Source organism: Planococcus maritimus (assembly GCF_001592825.1).
Lineage (GTDB): Bacteria > Bacillota > Bacilli > Bacillales_A > Planococcaceae > Planococcus > Planococcus maritimus_C.
Map to the genome: position 1 here is coordinate 684583 of NZ_LTZG01000001.1, position 20428 is coordinate 705010.

General features: G+C 48.6%; 18 protein-coding genes. 3 read left to right on the forward strand and 15 right to left on the reverse strand.

Translation table 11 applies throughout. From position 1 onward, the window contains the following. Nucleotides 1-103 precede the first annotated feature (103 nt). The 5 genes from AY633_RS03470 to AY633_RS03490 form a co-directional block, all read right to left on the reverse strand. Complete coding sequence (locus AY633_RS03470) at nucleotides 104-2134, reverse strand: cell wall-binding repeat-containing protein (RefSeq protein ID WP_068486508.1); 2031 nt, start codon at nucleotides 2132-2134, stop codon at nucleotides 104-106. Between the two features lie 257 nt (nucleotides 2135-2391). Continuing rightward, complete coding sequence (locus AY633_RS03475; RefSeq protein WP_068486510.1) at nucleotides 2392-4065, reverse strand: glycerol-3-phosphate dehydrogenase/oxidase; 1674 nt, start codon at nucleotides 4063-4065, stop codon at nucleotides 2392-2394. 137 nt (nucleotides 4066-4202) lie between these two features. Then, nucleotides 4203-5705 (reverse strand): glycerol kinase GlpK, encoded by a 1503-nt coding sequence (gene glpK, locus AY633_RS03480; protein ID WP_068486512.1) that lies wholly within the window; start codon nucleotides 5703-5705, stop codon nucleotides 4203-4205. Between the two features lie 19 nt (nucleotides 5706-5724). After that, nucleotides 5725-6558 (reverse strand): MIP/aquaporin family protein, encoded by an 834-nt coding sequence (locus AY633_RS03485; protein ID WP_068463492.1) that lies wholly within the window; start codon nucleotides 6556-6558, stop codon nucleotides 5725-5727. A gap of 304 nt (nucleotides 6559-6862) precedes the next feature. Beyond that, a complete protein-coding gene (locus tag AY633_RS03490) occupies nucleotides 6863-7408 on the reverse strand; it encodes a glycerol-3-phosphate responsive antiterminator (RefSeq protein WP_068486514.1) in 546 nt (181 codons plus the stop codon). A 141-nt stretch (nucleotides 7409-7549) separates the two neighbouring features. On the opposite strand from AY633_RS03490, the gene AY633_RS03495 reads away from it, so the two are divergent. Then, nucleotides 7550-8260 carry an MBL fold metallo-hydrolase gene (locus AY633_RS03495; RefSeq protein ID WP_068486515.1) on the forward strand — a complete coding sequence of 237 codons (711 nt, stop codon included), beginning with the start codon at nucleotides 7550-7552 and terminating at the stop codon, nucleotides 8258-8260. 9 nt (nucleotides 8261-8269) lie between these two features. Here AY633_RS03495 and AY633_RS03500 read toward each other — a convergent pair whose 3' ends face one another. From AY633_RS03500 to AY633_RS03510, 3 genes are read right to left on the reverse strand one after another with little or no spacing between them, the layout of a single operon-like run. Then, entirely contained in the window at nucleotides 8270-8827 is a 558-nt protein-coding gene (locus tag AY633_RS03500; protein WP_068486517.1) for a GNAT family N-acetyltransferase, read from the reverse strand. 25 nt (nucleotides 8828-8852) lie between these two features. Then, nucleotides 8853-9494 carry a flavin reductase family protein gene (locus AY633_RS03505; protein ID WP_068486519.1) on the reverse strand — a complete coding sequence of 214 codons (642 nt, stop codon included), beginning with the start codon at nucleotides 9492-9494 and terminating at the stop codon, nucleotides 8853-8855. Between the two features lie 17 nt (nucleotides 9495-9511). Further along, the gene (locus AY633_RS03510; RefSeq protein WP_141705872.1) at nucleotides 9512-9799 is read right to left on the reverse strand and encodes a hypothetical protein; all 288 of its coding nucleotides are present in this window, start codon (nucleotides 9797-9799) and stop codon (nucleotides 9512-9514) included. 293 nt (nucleotides 9800-10092) lie between these two features. On the opposite strand from AY633_RS03510, the gene AY633_RS03515 reads away from it, so the two are divergent. Beyond that, the gene (locus AY633_RS03515) at nucleotides 10093-11265 is read left to right on the forward strand and encodes a DUF2157 domain-containing protein (RefSeq protein ID WP_068486523.1); all 1173 of its coding nucleotides are present in this window, start codon (nucleotides 10093-10095) and stop codon (nucleotides 11263-11265) included. Next, on the forward strand, nucleotides 11262-11708 hold the full coding sequence (locus AY633_RS03520) for a GDYXXLXY domain-containing protein (protein WP_068486525.1): 447 nt from the start codon (nucleotides 11262-11264) through the stop codon (nucleotides 11706-11708). The genes AY633_RS03515 and AY633_RS03520 overlap by 4 nt, the downstream gene beginning before the upstream one ends. Before the next feature lie 70 nt (nucleotides 11709-11778). Here the strand turns inward: AY633_RS03520 and AY633_RS03525 are convergent, their stop codons facing one another. From AY633_RS03525 to murJ, 7 genes are read right to left on the reverse strand one after another with little or no spacing between them, the layout of a single operon-like run. Next, complete coding sequence (locus AY633_RS03525; protein ID WP_068486527.1) at nucleotides 11779-12957, reverse strand: glycosyltransferase family 4 protein; 1179 nt, start codon at nucleotides 12955-12957, stop codon at nucleotides 11779-11781. A 16-nt stretch (nucleotides 12958-12973) separates the two neighbouring features. After that, entirely contained in the window at nucleotides 12974-14050 is a 1077-nt protein-coding gene (locus tag AY633_RS03530) for a hypothetical protein (RefSeq protein WP_068486529.1), read from the reverse strand. A 46-nt stretch (nucleotides 14051-14096) separates the two neighbouring features. Continuing rightward, nucleotides 14097-15275, reverse strand: a complete 1179-nt coding sequence (locus AY633_RS03535; RefSeq protein WP_068486531.1) for a glycosyltransferase family 4 protein — start codon at nucleotides 15273-15275, stop codon at nucleotides 14097-14099. 15 nt (nucleotides 15276-15290) lie between these two features. Further along, nucleotides 15291-15911, reverse strand: a complete 621-nt coding sequence (locus AY633_RS03540; RefSeq protein WP_069576169.1) for a sugar transferase — start codon at nucleotides 15909-15911, stop codon at nucleotides 15291-15293. Between the two features lie 13 nt (nucleotides 15912-15924). After that, the gene (locus AY633_RS03545; RefSeq protein WP_068486533.1) at nucleotides 15925-17103 is read right to left on the reverse strand and encodes a UDP binding domain-containing protein; all 1179 of its coding nucleotides are present in this window, start codon (nucleotides 17101-17103) and stop codon (nucleotides 15925-15927) included. Continuing rightward, nucleotides 17103-18386 carry a hypothetical protein gene (locus AY633_RS03550; protein ID WP_068486535.1) on the reverse strand — a complete coding sequence of 428 codons (1284 nt, stop codon included), beginning with the start codon at nucleotides 18384-18386 and terminating at the stop codon, nucleotides 17103-17105. The genes AY633_RS03545 and AY633_RS03550 overlap by 1 nt, the downstream gene beginning before the upstream one ends. A gap of 19 nt (nucleotides 18387-18405) precedes the next feature. Next, the gene (gene murJ, locus AY633_RS03555) at nucleotides 18406-19920 is read right to left on the reverse strand and encodes a murein biosynthesis integral membrane protein MurJ (protein ID WP_068486537.1); all 1515 of its coding nucleotides are present in this window, start codon (nucleotides 19918-19920) and stop codon (nucleotides 18406-18408) included. Between the last annotated feature and the right edge of the window lie 508 nt (nucleotides 19921-20428).

Here is a 20428-nt window from a genome sequence, read left to right on the forward strand (position 1 = left end):
CCGATGCTGCCTGATACTTTCCTTTACCCTGAAATCCTTAAAGATATGTAAAGGCAGGGAATCTTTTTTGGAGGAGCCTCTTTGGCAAAAGACATTGTGTCGTTTACTTTAATTGCAAATCGACTTCGAACTTCACATTAGGCGAAACGGCCCCTTTGCTGCCGAAGATGGAAAAAGCCGGATACGCTGGAAGCAAACTCTTGGTAGAGGAAGGGATCGAGTTAGCCGCAGTCAATAAAATCGGCGCGTCTTTTTTAGCCGCGAGTACCGAACCTGCTAAGGCGTCAGGGAAATTTGTGCCCGTCGCAATAAAGGCTTTTTGTTTCCCCATCGGCAAGCCTTGATTGATCAGTTTTCCGGTGTCGTAGCGGTTTGCTCCGCCGTAGCGTGTAGCATCCGGTAATTGCACCATGACGGCATTGCTGATTGCACCGGTTCCGCCAGTTACGATCGTCGAATTTTTGCCGGTGAGTGCTGTTTTCGTTTCTGCCGGCAACGTGCCGGTGCGCGTCAGCAAAATCGGAATGCCATGCTTCGCTGCATATGGCGACACCGAAAGCACATCGGGGAAGTTTTGGCCATTTGAGACGACCGCACGTTCACTCGACAGTTCATTCGCGATCTGGGCGGCTGTGTCGTAGCGTGTTTTGCCGCCGATGCGCCGAACACTTCCGACCAGCTCGCTTACTTGCGTTTTAGTATTTTCAGAAAGTGCACCGGTACTGCCCAAAAGAATTGCATGTTCCGGCTTCAAACGACGAATTTCAGCTGCTGCAGCCGGATGCAAACTATCTCCTTTGGTCAGCAAGATCGGCGCATTTTCCTGGTAGGCAAGCGGCCCTCCAGCTAAGGCATCCGGAAAATCGCTGCCAGTTGCGATGATGACGGTTGAAGCCGAACTCCAACCGGCTTTGGAAATGGCTGCCGCCGTTTCGTAGCGCGTCGCACCCGATAGACGGTTCGACCAATGGCTAGCATCCAAACTCAGCGCGCGGTCGACATTCAATCGCCCATGTCCATAATAATCATCTTTCCCAACTTTCCCGAGGTCTTTCGCCGTCAGCATCAAGCGTCCTGCGATATCGGTATGGCTAAGTTTCGGTTCATTTGCTTTTAACAGCGCTGCCGCACCGGAGACAATTGGCGTCGACATGGAAGTCCCGTCTAATCCACCGAATAAACCATCTGGAAAGATGGAAAAGACACCTGTTCCTGGCGCAGCGATATCGATTGTTTTGCCATAATTCGAAAAGTCAGAGTGCAGATCCGCAGCATCGGTCGAAGCGACAGAAACCACTTCTTTGTAAGCAGCCGGATAATAAGGAGAACTGATGCCGTCGTTGCCAGCAGCAGCCACCACTAGCACATTGTTGGCATGAGCATATTCCACAGCGTCTCTCAAGACGTTCGTGTCTGCATAAGCAACCAGGCTCATGTTAATGATGTCTGCTCCATTATCCACTGCACGGTAAACCCCCGCAGCCACATCTGAAATAAAACCATCTTCTCCATCAAATACATCAATCGGCATAATGCTCGTTCCCGGAGCTACACCGACTCCGCCTTCATTATTGTTTATATTGCCTGCAATAAGGCCTGCCACATGTGTACCATGAAGCTCGACACTGACACTGCCAGGTTTTCCTGTGATGATATTGAATGGCGAGACAACTCGGCCCTTTAAATCGGGATGTGCCAAATCAAACCCATCATCAATCACCGCCACCAATACATCATCACGTCCAATCGTACGGTCCCAGGCAGATTCTGAACCGATGAGCCGGTGATGGTATTGATAGCCCGCGTAAAACGGATCGCTCGGGATAGCCGCAAGCTCGACGGGCACATCCGGTTCCACGTATTCGATATCGCTTTGTTTGGATAGTTCAGCCATGAAAGATTCCAGGCTTTGTCCTTTTGGCACTTCGAGCGTGACGATTTGCCCTTCTCCATTGTTCGCTGTTGTGACTTTTCGTGCAGCCTCATTTTCTATAGTCTGCTCCGTCATTTTCACAATGACACGCTCTACCGGTTTTTCAGATGATGCCTGTGCATATTCGCTCGTGCCTAAACTTATCAGAGAAAGGGCTAATGTCGTAGCCGCCATTGCAATAGTTGTCTGTTTCTTGATCATTCTCCTCACCGTCCCCCATAAACTTTCCACTCTATATTTTCTGATAATTCAAATAGATTGTTACAAAAATTATACTTTCTTTCTGAACAAATGCCTAGACAATGTAAAAATATTTTTGAATTTAGATAAATAATGGATATTATTCTCTACCCTCTGAAACTTCTCTTTTAGCACTAATGGCATAATTAATATTAATTTCATCAAAAAAATAACCCCTCATCAAATGAATGACAAGGGGCTACAGAGCCAGTTAGCACTTATTTACTTAATTCAGATTGGTCGGTTGGAATGACTGCTTCGTGAAGAAGGGTTTCCAATTCTTTCATGTAGCGCGCTTTCTGCTCGGCCGTCCAATTGAATACGCCTGCCATATAATCTGCGCCGGCTTGTTTATGTGCATGAACCCAGTGGATATCGAAATACAACGCGCCCGTACGGCGGATGAAGAAATCAACCGGTTTGCAGACCGCTTCGGATTCGATACCATATTGCAACATCGCATAGACGAGCGGATCGAGATTATGATCAGCTGCATCAGCCAACCCATCTGTATAATGGCGCAATACTTGATCGACATTTGCGCCGTAGCGGTTGACGAGCATTTCCATCGCGTCTTCTGTGAGGCCGAATTCAGCCGCACGGTTCATGCGGTCTGCTTTAAATGCTTTAAAGCCTTTTGAACCGCCGACTTCCCCACCGGAAAGCGCCATTTTTTTCGTCGATACTTTTTTGAACGAAGTACCGTATTCCTCTTGCAATTGCTTAGTAACCAGATCCATGATGCTCTCGCCCATTTTACGGTAGCCCGTGAGCTTGCCTCCTGCAATTGAAATCAAGCCGGAATCAGAAACAAAAATTTCATCTTTACGGGAAATTTCGGATGGGTCTTTGCCCTCTTCGTGAATCAACGGACGCAATCCTGCCCAGCTAGATTCGATATCTGCGATTGTGATTCTTACATCTGGGAACATGAAGTTGACAGCTTCTATGACGTAATCGCGGTCTTCAGTCGTCATCGTTGGATGAGCAATGTCCTGTTTGTAAACCGTATCGGTCGTGCCGACATACACTTTGCCTTGGCGCGGAATGGCGAATGCCATACGGCCGTCCGGCATATCAAAATAAATCGCTTGCTTCAACGGGAAACGGGATTGGTCAAATACCAAATGGATCCCTTTTGTCAGCTGCAAAGTTTTGCCTTTTTTCGATTTGTCTTCTTCGCGCAATGTGTCGACCCATGGGCCTGCAGCATTGACGATTCTTTTCGCAAAAATTTCGTGAATCGTGCCGTCGAGCTGATCTTCCGCTACAACGCCGACCACTTTTCCGTTGTCGTACAAGAAGCCTTTCACTTTCACATAGTTCAGTGCAAGTGCGCCTTTTTCGACAGCTTTTTTCATGACTTCCATCGTCAAACGTGCATCGTCTGTTTTGTATTCAACGTAATATCCTGCACCTTTTAATCCTTCTTGCTTCACAAGCGGCTCCCGGCGAATCGCTTCTTCGCGGGAGAACATTTGGCGGCGTTCGCTTCTTTTCACGCCCGCTAAAAAGTCGTAGACGCGCAGTCCTACATTTGTGCTGAGCGGTCCGAATGTGCCGCCTTTATGGAACGGCAACATCATCCATTCCGGCGTTGTCACATGAGGCCCGTTTTCATAGACGATTTCTCGTTCTTTGCCGACTTCTGCGACCATTTTCACTTCAAATTGCTTCAGGTAGCGCAATCCGCCGTGCACGAGTTTTGTCGAACGGCTGGAAGTGCCTGCTGCAAAATCCTGCATTTCCAAAACGCCTGCGCGAACGCCGCGTGCCGTAGCATCAAGTGCGATCCCCGCTCCTGTAATTCCGCCTCCGATGATTAATACATCGAGTGGCGCTTGTTTCATTTGACCATAAGTTTTTGTCCGTTCTAGGCTTGAGAATTTCATTCTTAACCGACTCCTTTTCCAATATATTCCACATTAAAAAGAGAGACCCGTACACAGCCGCAGATCTGCATCTGCTGTACTGGCATGGTCTCTCTATGTCTCCGGCCATTTATCTCTCGTTTGATTAACTTGTAAGTTTAGTTTACGGGCTTGAATGTACGAGTGGCGGCTACTGCATTTTGCCAGCCAGTGTACAAGCGTTCGCTTGTTTCCTCTGACATTTCCGGCTCGTAAGTTTTGTCGTGTTGCCATTGAGCGGCAATTTCGTCTTTGTCTTTCCAGAATCCTGTAGCGAGGCCAGCTAAGTAAGCAGCGCCTAACGCCGTCGTTTCCTGGATGCGTGGCCGTTCAACAGGTACATGAAGCAGATCCGACTGGAACTGCATCAACATATCGTTGCCGACTGCCCCGCCATCGACGCGCAAAGTTTTCAATTCAATCCCTGCATCTTCTATCATAACATCTACAACGTCTTTTGTCTGATATGCGAGCGCTTCGAGTGTCGCACGAATAAAATGCGCTTTCGTCGTACCGCGCGTCAAACCGAATACCGCGCCTCTTGCATCGGTATCCCAGTACGGTGTGCCGAGCCCGACAAATGCCGGCACCATGTAGACACCGTCTGTCGAATCCACTTGTTTAGCGAATTGTTCACTCTCAGGCGCCGTATTGATAACCTGCAACCCATCACGCAGCCATTGGATAGCGGATCCTGCCACGAATATACTGCCTTCGAGCGCATATTCGACTTTTCCATCAACACCCCAAGCGAGTGTAGTGAGCAAGCCGTGTTCGGATTCCACTGCTTTTTCGCCAGTATTCATCAACATGAAGCAGCCGGTACCGTAAGTGTTTTTTGCCATGCCTTTTTCAAAACACGCTTGGCCGAATAGGGCTGCCTGTTGGTCACCGGCAATTCCCGCAATCGGCACTTCGTGGCCGAAGAAATGGTAATTGACCGTATGCGCATAAATTTCGGATGACTGGCGCACTTCCGGAAGCATGCTCTTTGGAACTGTCAGGATATCAAGCAATTCGTCATCCCACTTAAGATCATGGATATTATACATGAGCGTACGGGATGCATTGCTGTAATCCGTGATATGCGTTGACCCACCAGATAAACGGTAGACAAGCCATGTGTCGATCGTGCCGAACATTAAATCGCCATTATCCGCTTTTTCTCTCGCCCCTTCGACATTGTCGAGGATCCATTTCACTTTCGTGCCAGAAAAATAAGCATCGATCAAGAGACCGGTTTTTTTGCGGAAGGTGTCGTTCAATCCCTGTTCCTTTAATTCATTGCAAATGCCGTCTGTTTGGCGTGATTGCCAGACGATTGCTTTATAAATCGGCTTGCCAGTGTTGCGGTCCCAGACGACTGTCGTTTCCCGCTGATTGGTAATGCCGATGCCTGAAATTTCTGATGGATCGATATCTGTTTTGCGCAGCACCTCTGCGATACAAGCCAGAACCGATGTCCAAATCTCATTGGCGTCATGCTCGACCCAACCCGGTTTCGGGAAAAATTGCTGGAATTCCTGCTGGCCCGTGCCGACGATTTCGCCGTTATGGTTCAATAGCACAGCACGTGAACTCGTTGTTCCTTGGTCAATCGATAAAATATATTTTTTACTCACTGGAATCTCCTCCGCTACCTTATGAAATAGTTCTTTCTCGTAATTGTTTAGCCTTTACTCGGCCTTTTTTCAATTCTACACTGGCTGCCCCGATAAATACCAGGACGAGCACTAAACTTAATGCGAAGAAGGACAAACCGTACTCTCCAGTAAACAAGGCTTTATAGAAAACGGCTCCGTAAATACCGCCGAAGACCGGCCCGACAATCGGCACCCAAGCATAGCTCCAGTCAGACGGCCCTTTTCCGGGAATTGGCAGCAAAGCGTGGGCAATGCGCGGACCTAAATCACGCGCAGGGTTGATCGCATAACCTGTTGTGCCGCCAAGCGACATGCCAATCGCGATGATAAGCGCACCGACAATTAATGGGTTCAAACCTTCCGTAAAGTCATTGGCGCCGATGAACAACAAGCCCATGACCAAGACAAAAGTTCCGATGATTTCGCTGATCAGATTGGAGAACGGGCGACGGATTGCTGGAATGGTCGCGAACACGGCGAGTTTGGATTCCGCTTCTTTCGTTCGGTCCCAATGTGGAAGATAGTTGAAGAAAACAATAACGGCACCGATAATGGCACCCAAAATCTGTGCCGCGATATACGTTGGCACTTGTGACCACGGAAACTCACCGACAAATGCAAAACCTAATGTGACCGCTGGGTTCAAATGCGCTCCCGAGAAATTCCCGACCGCATAAACGCCCATTGTGACAGCGAGTCCCCAAGCGATTGTAATGACGATCCAGCCTGAGTTTTCCGCTTTTGAATCTTTTAATACCACACCTGCTACAACACCCGCACCAAAAATGATGAGAATCATTGTACCGATCAATTCTGCTAAAAACATAGTCATTTTCCCTACACCCCTTTTTTAATACCCTGCTTTACCCAAAACATTCACTCTATAAGGCAAACAAGATTTCCATGTTGAATCAAGTCCCATAGACAAAAAAATCCGCATCGAACGAAGGCCCATTGGTTTGGGCCTTGTCCGATGCGGATCTCCTATTCTCCTGCATGGTCCTTAACTTGTAAAATCAATTTAGCAGTTTTTGAAAACGCTGTCAACATTTTTTCAAGCATCTTTAAGGGACTGAAATCTGACAAAAAATGAAGCCCCGCGTTAACAAGGGCGTCGGTGAAGGGGCTTGAGTGAATTACGTATCCCATAATTCTGGCTGTGACGTCGAAACGGCTTGCGCTCCGCCTTGATAGGCTAGTTCAATGTCTTCCCTCGTACGGATTAAACCGCCCGCAATAATCGGAATGCCGGTCCGTTCGTGAACTTCTTTAATGATTGAAGGAATAAGACCTGGCAAAAGCTCAATATAATCGGGTTTGACTTGATCGATCAAACTCAAATTATGTTCGAGCGCATGGCTGTCAAGCAAAAACAGACGCTGGATTGTCGTCAATTTATTTTTCTTCGCGAGTGCGATGACATTGCTTCTGGTCGAGACGATGCCGTCCGGTTTGACTTCACGCACTAAATACTCAATGCCATAAGCGTCCGTTTTCAAGCCTTGAATCAAATCGGCATGCAAGATGACTTTTTTGCCTGCTTTTTTCGCAGCAGCGACGAGCGGCTTGAGCTGTGCGAGCCGGACCTCCAGAAAAATGATCGTCTCCTGGTCGCTGGCAAGGAGTCGTTCGAATTCTTTTAAATTACGCATGGCAGGCACTACGCCCTTTAACTTCACCAACTGGATTTCCTCCTCCGTTAAAATCGATATAGGGTCATTATGCGCCAGCTTCGTCCCCTGCACAACTATTTGCCCCGTATCTTCAATTCCGCTGCCAATTGCGTTAAAATGGCAATAATCAACCAAAAGGAGTTGGCGGTTATGCGGGTCAAAAAAGTACAGAATGTTTACCAACTAGCTTTTATGCCAAAACTATTTCCGGTGAATTGTTATTTAATCGAAGAACAAGAAGGCTTAACTCTTGTCGATTGCGCTTTGGGATTTGCGGCTAGGGACATCGCTTTGGCGGCAAAAACCATCGGCAAGCCAATCACAGAAATCGCATTGACACATGCCCATGTCGATCATGTCGGCGCACTTGACGCATTAAAAAAACAATTCCCGGCGGCACAAATATCCATCTCCGCCAGAGAAGCCAAAATCCTCCGAGGCGATAGCAGCGCTTCCCCGGAAGACGCAGGCAAATCGCTCAAAGGCGGCACCCCTAAAAACATCCAGACCCCGCCTGACCGCCTACTGAAAGAAGGCGACCGGGTCGGTTCGCTCGAAGTCGTCTCTTCTCCTGGGCATTCCCCGGGATCCATTTCTTTTTTCGATAGACGCACAGGCGTGCTCATTGCAGGAGATGCTTTCCAGACGCGTGGTGGAACAGCCGTTTCCGGAACGTTCAAGCCTTTGTTTCCGTTTCCGGCCATGGCGACATGGGACAAGCGCACAGCACTTCAAAGTGCTAAAAAATTAACCTTATTGCAGCCTGCTTTTCTCGCTGTCGGGCACGGGCGTATGCTCGAACAACCCGTACGCTTCATGGAACAAGCAATCCGTGATGCCGAACAAAAAGTGAAACCCTAGCCCGTTCGGCTAGGGTTTCTTTTGTTCTAGCTGCTGTCGTCCGATTCGCATGAACCACACCGGGCGTGTAATTTCTGAAACTTCTTCTACGCGCCGGACGATTTCAAATCCTACTTTTTCATAAGCACGAATGGCCGGCTTATTTCGGATATCGGGGTCGGTAATGCAGCAGGTCACAAATCCGTCGCGAAACACCACTTCCTCTAAAAAACGCCGGATAATGGCTTGCCCAAATCCTTTTCCGCGGTATGCGGGAGCCCCGATAAGAATATCTAGCCCGGCTGCATGCTGCAATTCCTGGAACTGTTCACTGCCAGGATAGTCGCTCCAGCGGAAGGTTTGGATATAGCCAATCGGCTGATCCAGGTAATAGATGAGAAACGGCTCAGTCGGGTCACGGCCTTTGATGCTGCCGACAAACTCGCGCACAAATTCCCCGTAAGTACCGTTATAGCTATATCCCCAAAACCGATTGATTTGGGGCTCTTTCGTGATCCATCCATAAAGCTCAGGCAAATGTTCTCTCCGCAAGCGTTCAAACCTAATGTTTTTAGCCAGTAAGACCATGAATCATCCCTCCCCGTGGGTACGGCTACTCCCGGTCTTTATCTACCGGTGGCCGCAAATAGCTTTCCAAATGCTCATTAGGCAACGTAAACATCGATTCTACAGGCGAATAAGTTCCGGCAAGCCGCCCGATCGGCGCAAGTTTTGCTGTATCGATCCTGCCTTTGTCATATAAGTCATCTTGGACATGGAAGCGCAGCACTTTGCCGATGACGAGATGATCGTCGCCAAGCGGAATGACCTGCACCAGCTCGCATTCCATGCTGACGGGTGATTCTTTTACGCGCGGTACTGAAACCACTTCAGATGATATCGGCGTCAATCCTACGTAATCGAATTCATCGATCTCCGGCGCGACATGCTCGCCGGTTTTCGCCATTTCATTCGCGAGGGATGCCGAAACGATATTGACGACAAACTCCCCCTGCTCCCGGATATTTGTGAGGGTGTCTTTTACTGTCCCGGTCCTTGCCCCAACTCCTTCACCAATTGAAAATATCAGCATCGGTGGATTGCGCGAAGCGACAGTGAAAAAACTGAAAGGCGCCAAATTCAACTCGCCGCCTGACGACACAGACGATACCCAGGCAATGGGCCGTGGCAACACACTGCCGATTAGCAGCTTGTAATTTTCTTTACTGCTTTGTTGCGTTGGATCGATAATCATTCCTATCACTCCCTCTACTAGTCCTTAAAACCTTTATGCTTCCGATAGTCGATCAACTTTTGAAATAAATAGCCGAGCAGCGATAATCCTGCCAAATAAGGTAAAGCCATTGCGCTAAATCCGCTCGAGAATTCTGCCGTCTTTCCCATAGCTTGAAGATAAATCCTCCAAGTTATGTACAAGATATACCCTATTGTCACTAAACCGAGCCAAAAATATCGCTTTAACCACCACGGAATCAATAACGCCGCTAGTAGAAAAACCGCCATTTGAAGGCGCCCCATCCACTCATATAATAATTCCACTGTCTTCACACTCCAGCCTTTACGGCTCCAGCAAGCCCAATTTTCAGTGGCCACAACACTTATTTCTCCCCCTTTTGTAATAAAGTGAAGCTTTCGCCATATGGAAGCTGAAACCCTCTTTATACAAATGTCTATTGCCAAATAAACACAAAACTCACTATGCTTTATGCTAAACTTCGCCCAACTATGATAATGGTTAAATCACTAAATTTGACCTAGAAACCAGTCTGGTTTTCTATCATTTCTGACAATTTAGGATTATAATACAGTTAATAATTAGGGAGGTGCCCGCTATGGAATGGGAACGCAAAATCGCCCAGTGGCGCTCAGAAGGAGTCATCGATACCGAAACGGCCGAACGCATCCAGGCGTTTGAGACCCGTCAGCCGAAAAAACGCAAACTGCCTCTTTTGCTCATTATCGGCTTAATCTTTTTTGCGCTTGCCGTCTTCAGTTTTATCGCCGCCAATTGGCAAGCCATCCCGGCCATCGCAAAAGTCGGCATGGTCGTAGTACTCATGTGGATTTTCTATATACTTGCTCATTTTTCCGAGAAAAAACGGTTCGGCCACCCCGTCATTTTCCGCATACTCGGTTACGTGATGTTCTGGGCAAGTTTAATTGTGACCGGCCAAACCTTTCATCTCGGTACCGGCTCTAGCATCGTCCCTTGGGCTTTGTTTATTGCGGCCATCGCACACTTCTTTATCTGGCGCCATTCTGCATTTACCGTATTGGCATTTATTAGCGGAATCACCATCCTGAGCTCGGCAGCTCCCGGCATCGGCTTGATCGAATGGTTGCTCTTCATTGCCGTCACGCTCGTTTGGTTCTTCCTGAGCAAAGACGGGCTGGCCATGATCTTCAGCTGGCTCTTGCTATTCGGTTCCGGTTTGCTCGTTTGGAGCATATGGGATATCGAAAGCCCGCTCGTGCCAATCTGGACCTTGTTCGCGCTTACTTTGCTCTTGTTGCTGATTCCGCAAGACAAGCAGAGGTTGTTGAGCCCGCTCTACTTATTAGTTGGCGGCATTCAGTTGATTGTTTTCTTGGCAATCCGCGGAGAAAGCGATATGGCTTTTGCCGAATTGACGATGCTTGAAGCGATTGCACTCGCAATTGCCGGAGCTGCCGTTTTAGCACTTGCCTATTTCCGCGAACGCCATGTAATGTGGCTTGGCGTACTGGGGCTTGTCGGCTTTATGCTTTACGATGAAACTGCCATCGTTTTGGCCATTGCCGCTGAATTAACGGCGCTCGCCTATTTGATTATCGCTCAGCGCCAAGACCAGCCACTCGCTTTAGGTTTTGTTTATTTTATCGTCGTCCAATTTGTCATTTATGTCATTTACGCATGGGAGCGGCTTGACATGTCGCTGTTCTTCTTGATTGGTGCGCTCCTGCTATTCGCTCTATCGGGCATTGCCTGGTGGCTTAATCGCAAGAAAGAAGGTGCAGTGACATGAAGAAATGGCTAATGCCTGCCTTACAGACTGCCTTCGTCGCATTGCTCGTCGTCAGCTTCTACGCCACTTCATGGTTTGGCGAACATTATGTTTTGCGCGCCGAGCCATTTGACCCCTTCGATCCGTTTTATGGAGAATATGTCATGCTTCAATATCCGGACCTCGAAGCACCTGCTGGAATTTCCGACGGGGCAATCTATTTCACATTGACCGAAGGCGAAGATGGATACGCTGTTATTGGCCGGATAGAGGAAAACCCGTTTTTCGGTGCCATCAATGGCAGTAAATACGATCGCCGCATTGTCGCCCCACAACTGGAAAACTTTTATGTCGAGCAAGGCCACGGCCCTGAACTTGAAGAAGCGGTTGATCTCGAAGTCACGATTGATGTCGCGCCATGGGGCTCCATTCGCCCGGTCAGTATCGCTCCAAGAAAAGAATGATGTCAGCACAAAACCCGGCAGATGAGTTGCCGGGTTTTTCGTTTTGGTTGAATCCTGACGATAAACTTGTTTACTGCGCTTCACCTAGTACGCTAGACCGTTCGAGTAAACAGCTTCGGTAATAATGGTCCATCTCTTCCCATATGGTTTCGTTGCTGAAATTCTGGCGCACCCATTCCTGTCCCGCTGCGCCCAGCGCTTTGCGCAGCACCGGATCACTAATCAAGGTATTCAATTTGTCCATGACATCCTCATGGCTGTCGGGATCGACCAAATAGCCGGTCTCCCCGTCCAATAAAGTGTCGCGTGCGCCCGTAACATCCGCTGCGATGACCGGGATTCCCGTCAGTGCCGCTTCCGCTGAAACATTGCCGAACCCTTCCCGCTTGGTCAGGAACAAAAACAGGTCCATCAAATGATAAAACGGCACCGGGTCCATTTGGTAATCTTCGTGGACGATGTGCGGGTGGTCGGTGATCGTTTCCCGCGTCCAATCGGACACTGCGTCTGCCGATTCGTAATCGCCGATGATAAGCAAGCGCAAGTTTGGATGGCGCTCATGCAGCTCGGTAAACGCACGCACCGTCTCATCAATGCCTTTATCTTTTGTGATCCGCCCCATCGAACCCAGTACGAGTTCTTCGCCGGTCCATCCATATGCCTGGCGTTTTTCTTCTACACGCTTTTTCATCTCTTCATCCAGTTCAAAACGCTGCAGATTGAAACCATTGACGCTGCCATGACCGAGAATCTTGATTTTGTCAGCCGGGGCGATGCCGAGTTCAACAATTTGCTGTTTTAAACTCGGCGATACAGCAAGCAGATGGGTGGACGAGGCAGCAGCGATTTTTTCTGCCCTCAGCAGGATTTGCCGCTTGATGCCGCCCGTCGTCTCCAAGCGCAGCCCCAACACATTATAGATGCGCACAGGCACGCGGCAAAAATATGCCGCGAGTGACACAATCAATCCCGCTTTTGGCGTTCCCGCGTTGACGATATCCGGTTTTTCAGAGCGAATGACGCGGATACAGGCAACCAGCGACTCCAAATCTTGTTTTAAGGCAATTTCGCGCTCCATATTGACGTGCAGCACCTTTACCCCTTCCTCTTGTTCAAAGATTTCGGCGTAATTCCCTTCTGAACTTAACGCTTTCACTTCATAGCCGCGGGTTTCCAATGTTTTCAGTTGGCCCTTTACCAACTGCAGGCTTTGGGCAATGGTCATGGCGTGCAATACTTTCGCTGACATGGTGGACCGCTCCCTTTCAGGCCCCTTGCACCACAGCTGCAGGTACAATCGGGCTCCCGATTTGTTCCAATAATTCTTTCGCATAATGGGTGGCATTGTTCTTTTTCACGGAGAATACTTTGTCGCTGCCCCGGATCAATTGCGTCAAAATTTCGCGTTCATTGGCGAGGGCCTGGTCGATCTTCAATTCCGGATTGAAGAATTCATAAGCTGTCAAAAGCGGCGAGCGCAGGTAATTGAATTCGTAACGGTTCAAGTTCATCAGCTTTTGGAGCGCAACCGATTCGCTCTGCTCGGCCACATAGTCGTCGCCTCGCTCGAGTATCGCGACATGCGTCACTACCTGATGGTCGAGAATCGACTGTTCGCCGACATACTCTGTAATCGGGTCCGCCTTTTTAAAGCTAATGTATTCCATGACGGGCAGCAGCTTGTCGACACGGTTCTTGATTTTCGCTCCCAGGCCCTGCTCGACTGTAGAATAATAGCGGAAAGTGCTGGTCCATGGAACGGAATGGATTGTCTTACCATCTGTGATAGCCAGGTCCTCTGCGATGAATTCTGCCCCGTGTTCCATGCAAGCCGTCATACTGCTCAAAGTCTTGCCGGTATCTGGCGGAGCGAACACCGTCAAGGTCGAGTCATCTTTTTTGAATGCCGAGCAATGGATCGGCGCATAGCCTTTTCTCAAGAGCAATAGCGTCGCCAAATCGGTCATGATATAGCCGATGGAATGGAGGTTCATGATTCGATGGGTAATGAGTTTATAATAAGCGCGGTTGACCGTGATTTTCGGCTCATCTGTCAAAAACCCTTCTGCGCGGATGCGCATGCGGCCTTTGCCGGCATAATTGCGTGTGTAATAAATCTTATCTGCGCCAGGCGTACCGCTGAAGTAATGATATTTCCCCATTGCTTCGTGTTCAGCATCATCATTGAATTCCTTCAGTTCGACCTGCATGCGCACTACGCAGCGCTCGTATTGTTCCTTCGTGCCTTCTGGGACATTGTGTCCGTAAGACCAGCCAAAACTTTTGATATTCGTTTTCACGCCGAGCACTCCGGCAGACGCAATGTAATAATATGTTTTCAAATGAAACTCCCCTTTGTTTTTGATTTTCCCCGCATGACCTGAACCCTTAGTTCAATTCGCCGGTTGGCACCAACGATTCGCTGAGGCAGTTTTTATAAAAACTGTCCAGCTCTTTCCATAGCACTTCGTTGCTGAAATGGGCGCTTGCCCATTGTCGCCCGGCTTCCCCAAACCGGACGCGCAAATTTTCCGAGGCTATGAAGTCTTCAAGCGTTTCCGTGATTTCCTGCAAATTCCTAGGATCCACAAGTACGCCGGTTTTTCCGTCGACAATCGTATTTCTTGCACCCGTCACATCAGATGCGACCACCGGCAGCCCGCATAATGCCGCTTCGATGGACACATTGCCAAAACCCTCACGTTTGGTCAGGAATACAAAAATGTCCATCAAATGATAATGAGCGACCGGGTCTGGAAGAAAGCCGGTTTTGATGATTCCCGGGTGGTGTTCGATTTCCCATTTCACTTGATCATCCACCGGGTCATCGTCTTCGTAGTCGCCGACAACGAGCAAGCGCAACTGTTCATTTTTCCAGCTTAAGTGCTTGAAAGCAGCGACCAGCTCGTTGATTCCTTTGTCCTTCGTCAATCGCCCGACAAACCCGAGAACTATATGCTCTTTACTGAGTTGATAGCGCTCCCGCAGCCCACCCCCGGCTGCTTCAATTTCAGGGCTATGCTGGAACCTTGCTACATCAAAGCCATCGCCGCTGCCTTTTCCGAGGACGCTGATTTTTTCTTCCTCGGCGATGCCGAATTCAATCGCCCGCTCCTTTAAACTGTCCGATACCGCCAGGCAGTGGGTGGCAGACGCCGCCGCGATTTTTTCCATGCTCAGCAACAGGCTGTGTTTCCATCCCATTGTGGTCTCTAGCCTCAACCCCCGCATCGTGTAAATCCGGACAGGCACCCGGCACATCCGGGCAGCAAGCGTTACGATAAGGCCGGCTTTAGGCGTGCTGGCATTGACGATCAAGGGGCGGTGGTGCCGCAATATCCAGATGCAACGGGCCAATGAATGCACATCACGCACTGGTGAAATGCCCCTATCCATTGGCAGTTCAAGCATTTCCACTTGTTCATTTGCTTGAAATTGTTCAAATCCAGGTCCTTTTGAACTCAATGCTTTCGGCTCGAATCCCCGTCCTTTCAAGTAGCGCAATTGGCCATTCATAAAGCTCAAACTTTCCGAAACAGTTACGGCGTGAATCAATTTCGTCGTCATCGCAGTCTCCTCCGCTCAGCTTTTTTCGTAAATTTCTTCAGTCCGGAATACCTTGACTATCGTCTGTGCCAAGATATACAGATCAAGACGCAAGCTTTTGCGGTTAATATAATCGATATCGATATCGATTTTTTCATCCCAGCTTAGACTATTGCGTCCGCTCACTTGTGCGAGTCCTGTGACCCCCGGCTTTACCATCAGCCGCTGTTTTTGGTAATCATTATAATTATCTGTCTGGTTAATGACTGTGGGACGCGGGCCGATGAATGACATATCCCCTTTGACGATGTTGATCAGCTGAGGCAATTCATCGATGCTTGTTTTGCGAAGGATATTGCCAATTTTCGTAATGCTCGGATCGCCGTCAAACGGGTTATGGCATTGACGCTTTCTATCCCGACCGTCTTCCATCGTCCGGAATTTATAGATGGTGAAATGACGCCCGTATAGTCCACCTCGCTGCTGCTTGAACATCGCTGGACCTGTTGACTCGATACGAATCAAGATGGCAACTGCTAGTAGTAGTGGCGATAAGACCAATAACATCAATATGGCAAGAATAGCTTCAAGCCATCTTACTGCTGGGTTCGAGCGCTTTGGCCTCTTTTTCTCATCACTGAAATCTTCAACTATCATGGGCTGCCCCTCCTTACATTCTCCATAAGGTCACTTTTTCCGGTTTCTCATTCCGCTCGAGTATGCTCTTGACATCAAATACATATGCTTCTTCACTAGTCAGCAAACGCTCGAATAATTTCCACCCTGCTTTTCGGTACGCTTCGTGAGGCACTGCGAGTATGACCGAAACCGCTGGAAGCAGCTCCTCTTGTCTCGTCAGCAACAGACCCCCTACGCACTCTGCCTGCCCGAGCTCTAGCTGGGCATCCGACACTTGAACTTCTATGCCATATTCCTGAAGCTCTGAGACGAGTTCAAGCACTCCGGATTCTGGGGAGGCGCCGACACCATCTTGTTTCACAAGCCCAAGTACGGTGATGCGCGCTTCATGAATGACAACTTCGCTTTGGATAAGCTTCTTGATGATCCGTTGCGCCACTAGCCGTCCCTTCATTTGTCTTTTGCACCAAAAATCAGCTACTGCTTGCCAGGGCATTGGGGCGTCGCCGAGGAGATCCGGTTCAAATTTGATAAACCCGCGCTTCGTATTGGCCGTCTCCAGTACATCCTGCGTATCAATACCTTGCTGGTTCAAAGTCAATGCCACTTCATTCATCAATGCAACGTTCACTTCTTTTTGAGCGATCTCGAGCAATTGGGCCGCTTCGGCGATACGGATCGATTTTGCTTTATAGATTCCGCCATCATGGATCGGGGTAAATAAATCCGCGATATAGTCTATGACCGGGCCGCTCTGCCCAGCGATCACTTTGCGCATTTTCACCACTGCTCCTTGCGCTTCTTTGTGTTGCCATCTACTGGGCGCAAACCCGACGAAAAATTCCTTACCGGCGGTAAAACCGGAATGCTGTTCGAGCAAGGGGATGCACACTTCTTCTGTCGTACCCGGATAGACAGGGGCTTCAAAAATGAGCACCGATCCTTTTTTCATATGCTGTCCGACCATTTTGCATTGCACCGCAAGTGCATCCAATGTATAAGCCGGACGCTTCGGACCAGTCATTAAGAGGATGCCAGCATCGGCGAGTTCACTCGCTTGATCGGTAAAACCGATACCGTGCTGATCAAATCGGGCTTTTTTAGAGCTGTCCGGATCGAATACGATGACCGGATATACAGCGCTAAATTTTATTGCTGCAAGCAAGCTAGTTTCACTGGCACCGACAATTGCGATTTTCACATTTTCCATCATGAGCCCACCTTCTCCCCCTTTTTGCCTGTCCATTTCATTTTGGTGAATTCCAGCAATTGCTTGCTATTGGCTGCTGTATAAGACAGCAATAACAACGGAATGATTTTATTTCGGTGGCGCATTGCGGTACCTGCACTTTGCGTCCCGTATGAATAAATGAATACGGTCATGCCGAGCACCAGCAGGATAAATAGTTTCGTTCGGATCGGCATTTCACTCCGATACAGCCCGTACAGCGTTGCGCCAATCAAGAACAAGTAAACACTTGAATCGAATAGAAAGCTGATGATATCTGCAGTTCCTCGCCAATCGAGCGGAAGCGGGGAAAACAGGAAGTAGAACATTTTAAGTGGTGCCACAAGCAGTGCCGCTATGCCGGACAAACCACTGAAGCTGGCCAAGTAGACCGATCCGCCTTCAGCAAAAATTTCATATTCGACCGTGCTGCCTTCTTCAGTGACAAATTTACTCAAGAAGACATCGGTGTTTTGCAAGACGAGAAAAGCGATGCCACCGACAAACAGTAAATAAATGAGTGGTGTGGAGATCTTGCTGCCCATCTTCCCGCGCTCGAGCCAGACAAATGAGGCCATATAGACGAGCAGCAAGCCGATCATGCCGGTGTGGAACATCATGGCCAATATCGATAAGACGACCGCCCAGCCGAACTGGAAAAACGACCGCTCCCCGATCCAACGCAGGAAGTAATAAAGTGACACGGTTGTGAAGAAAATGATGAGCGCTTCCCGGAGCAAGATGCTCGACATGAAAATACTGTTCGGCATCAAGGTGAAGATTAGCAAAGCGATAAAGCTCAATTTCTTCTCAATCTGCAAATAGTTCAATGATTTGAAAAGGAAGACCGCTGAAAACACCCAACAAGCGATATTGAGAAATTGTGAATACGCCCGCTGATCGCCAATCATGTAATAGAGCCCCGACAAAAATGGCACGTACACCGTATGGGTTTGGTCAAGTGGATATTGGCCATTGGCAACCAAGACTGATACTTCATGGAAATATTCTGTGTCCGTGCCGCTCGAGAAGATTCCAATTGAGGGAACATATAAATCAATGAATAAAATGACCACCCGTACGGCGAACCCTGCAAAAATGATGAACAGCCATTCATTTTTTAAATTGCGGTATAAATACAATGAAATGGCAACTATTCCAGTAAAGACGAGAAGCATCGCATACCCATCACCCGGCGGGAGAAAATCTTTAATCAAAAATGTGGCAAGAATCTGTATGACAAAAAATCCAAGTACATAAATCACGAACCTCCACCCCCTTCTTTTAGCGTCTAGCCAGTGCCATTAACCGGGCTTTGTAATAAGCGATGTCGCTTAATTGCAGTATCCATAACATTGCTGCGTAAATGACCACTCCAGTTGAGACACCGATGAATAATGCTGGAACCTCATCCATGGCAAGCGAAGAAACCGCATATGCCGCTCGTGCTGCGACACCCATGACAATGGCTGCGAGTATGCCTTTTCCCAAGTCAATCATCAGCCGGCGACTGTCGAGCGAACCGATTTTCCGGACCAGTGAGGCATACAGGAGAACGGTACTGACAATCGCTGCGATGCTGGTTGCAAGGGCCAATCCATTCAAGCCGATGACACGCGATAACACCAGGTTCAATGCGACGTTCAAAAACATGGCGCCGAATGCGTTGATCATCGGTGTCCGTGAATCTTCCAAGGAATAAAATACTTTCGATAGCACTTCACGAAGCCCAAAACCGAGTAATCCGAGTGCGTAGAAGAACAATAAGCCTGTCGTCATGTCGATGGCCCGATCCTCAAATGCCCCCCGGCCAAACAGCAACTCTGTAATCTGCCTGGAGAAAATCATCATGCCGACCGCAGCCGGAATGACAATCAATGAGACTGTCGTAATGATTTTGCCGACAACCGCTTTTAGCTCCTCCATGTTTTTTCTTACAGCCAATTTTGAGATTTTCGGGAACATCACCTTCACGACCGCCAGAACAAAAATGGCCTGGACGAAGAAGACGATGCGATGGGCGTAAGTCAAAGCCGAGATTCCGCCTTCTGCAAGCTGTGATGCGATGGTCCGGTCGACAAGGATATTGACTTGGTCAGCCGACACCCCGATGATGACCGGGATGGCGAGCATCAACATTTGCTTCAGGTCGCGGTCTTTCAAGTTCAGTACCAGTTGATGGCGATACCCGCTTTTGCGAATGGCAGGCACCATATACAAAAACTGCACCACAACCGCAATGACCGTTCCGATGGCGAGCATCATGATGTCCATTTTTGAGCTGACCACGATCGTCGTGATCAGCAGCACATTCAGCGGCAGCCCGCTCAGTACCGTCGGCAAGAAACGATCTTTCACTTCTAAATAACTGGTAAAAATGAAAATCAAGGCTGTAAAATACAGCGTCAGCGAAATGATGCGCGTAAACAGCACCGCAATGCGCAGCGTCTCTCCTTCAAATCCGTATGCGAACAATTTCACGATCGGCACCGGGAATACCAACAGCAAAATGACCAGCACCGTCGACAGCAGCATGACTGCATTTGTCACATTCGCCGTGAAACGCTCCGCTGCTACATCGCCCCGCTCTTCACGGATTTTCGTGTAAACCGGTATGTAGCTGGCAGCGATGCCCATGCCGATAAACGCAAAGAATACTGTCGGGATATCGGTCGAGATCAAGTAAGCGTCGGTCAATCCGTCGGCTCCGTAGAAAAACGATAGGAAGATATCCCGGGAAAACCCCAGAACTTTCGTGATGATGACGACAAACATGATGGCGATCACTGTTTTTTCCATAGTTTCAACCTCTTTTGCGTTCATTCTGGAAGCAAAATTCCGCTCCCGAAGCAGTGATGGGGTGAATCATTTCATCCGGCCAGCTATTATCAGCAATGCCTCTCACCAGAACTCGGCACGGCCGGAATCCTGTTGTTATTCATCCTAGGGGGCGGAGGTTAAAAGATGGTTAAACTCATTAAACGTTTCAATAATTTTTGTTTAATTCAGAAATTTAAAAAGAGAATGGAATGGTGTTTGACAAGTTGCACATTCCTTTGCCTACAGGCTGCAACCAACTGTTGGGTTAACAGCGTTTAGAGATATCGTAAATAAGGACCAACTTGTCCATCCCACAGCTATGATCAATCCTCTCTACTTAGTCGATCGATAACAACATATACTCCATCGGTAAAGCCTCCAGTAAAATTTATCAACGACCCGCCTGCACTAGGAAAATGAATTGCCCCAAGCGGGAAGCGGCTACCTAACGCTGAAGCATTCAGCAAGCCAGCCATCTCGCTCACTC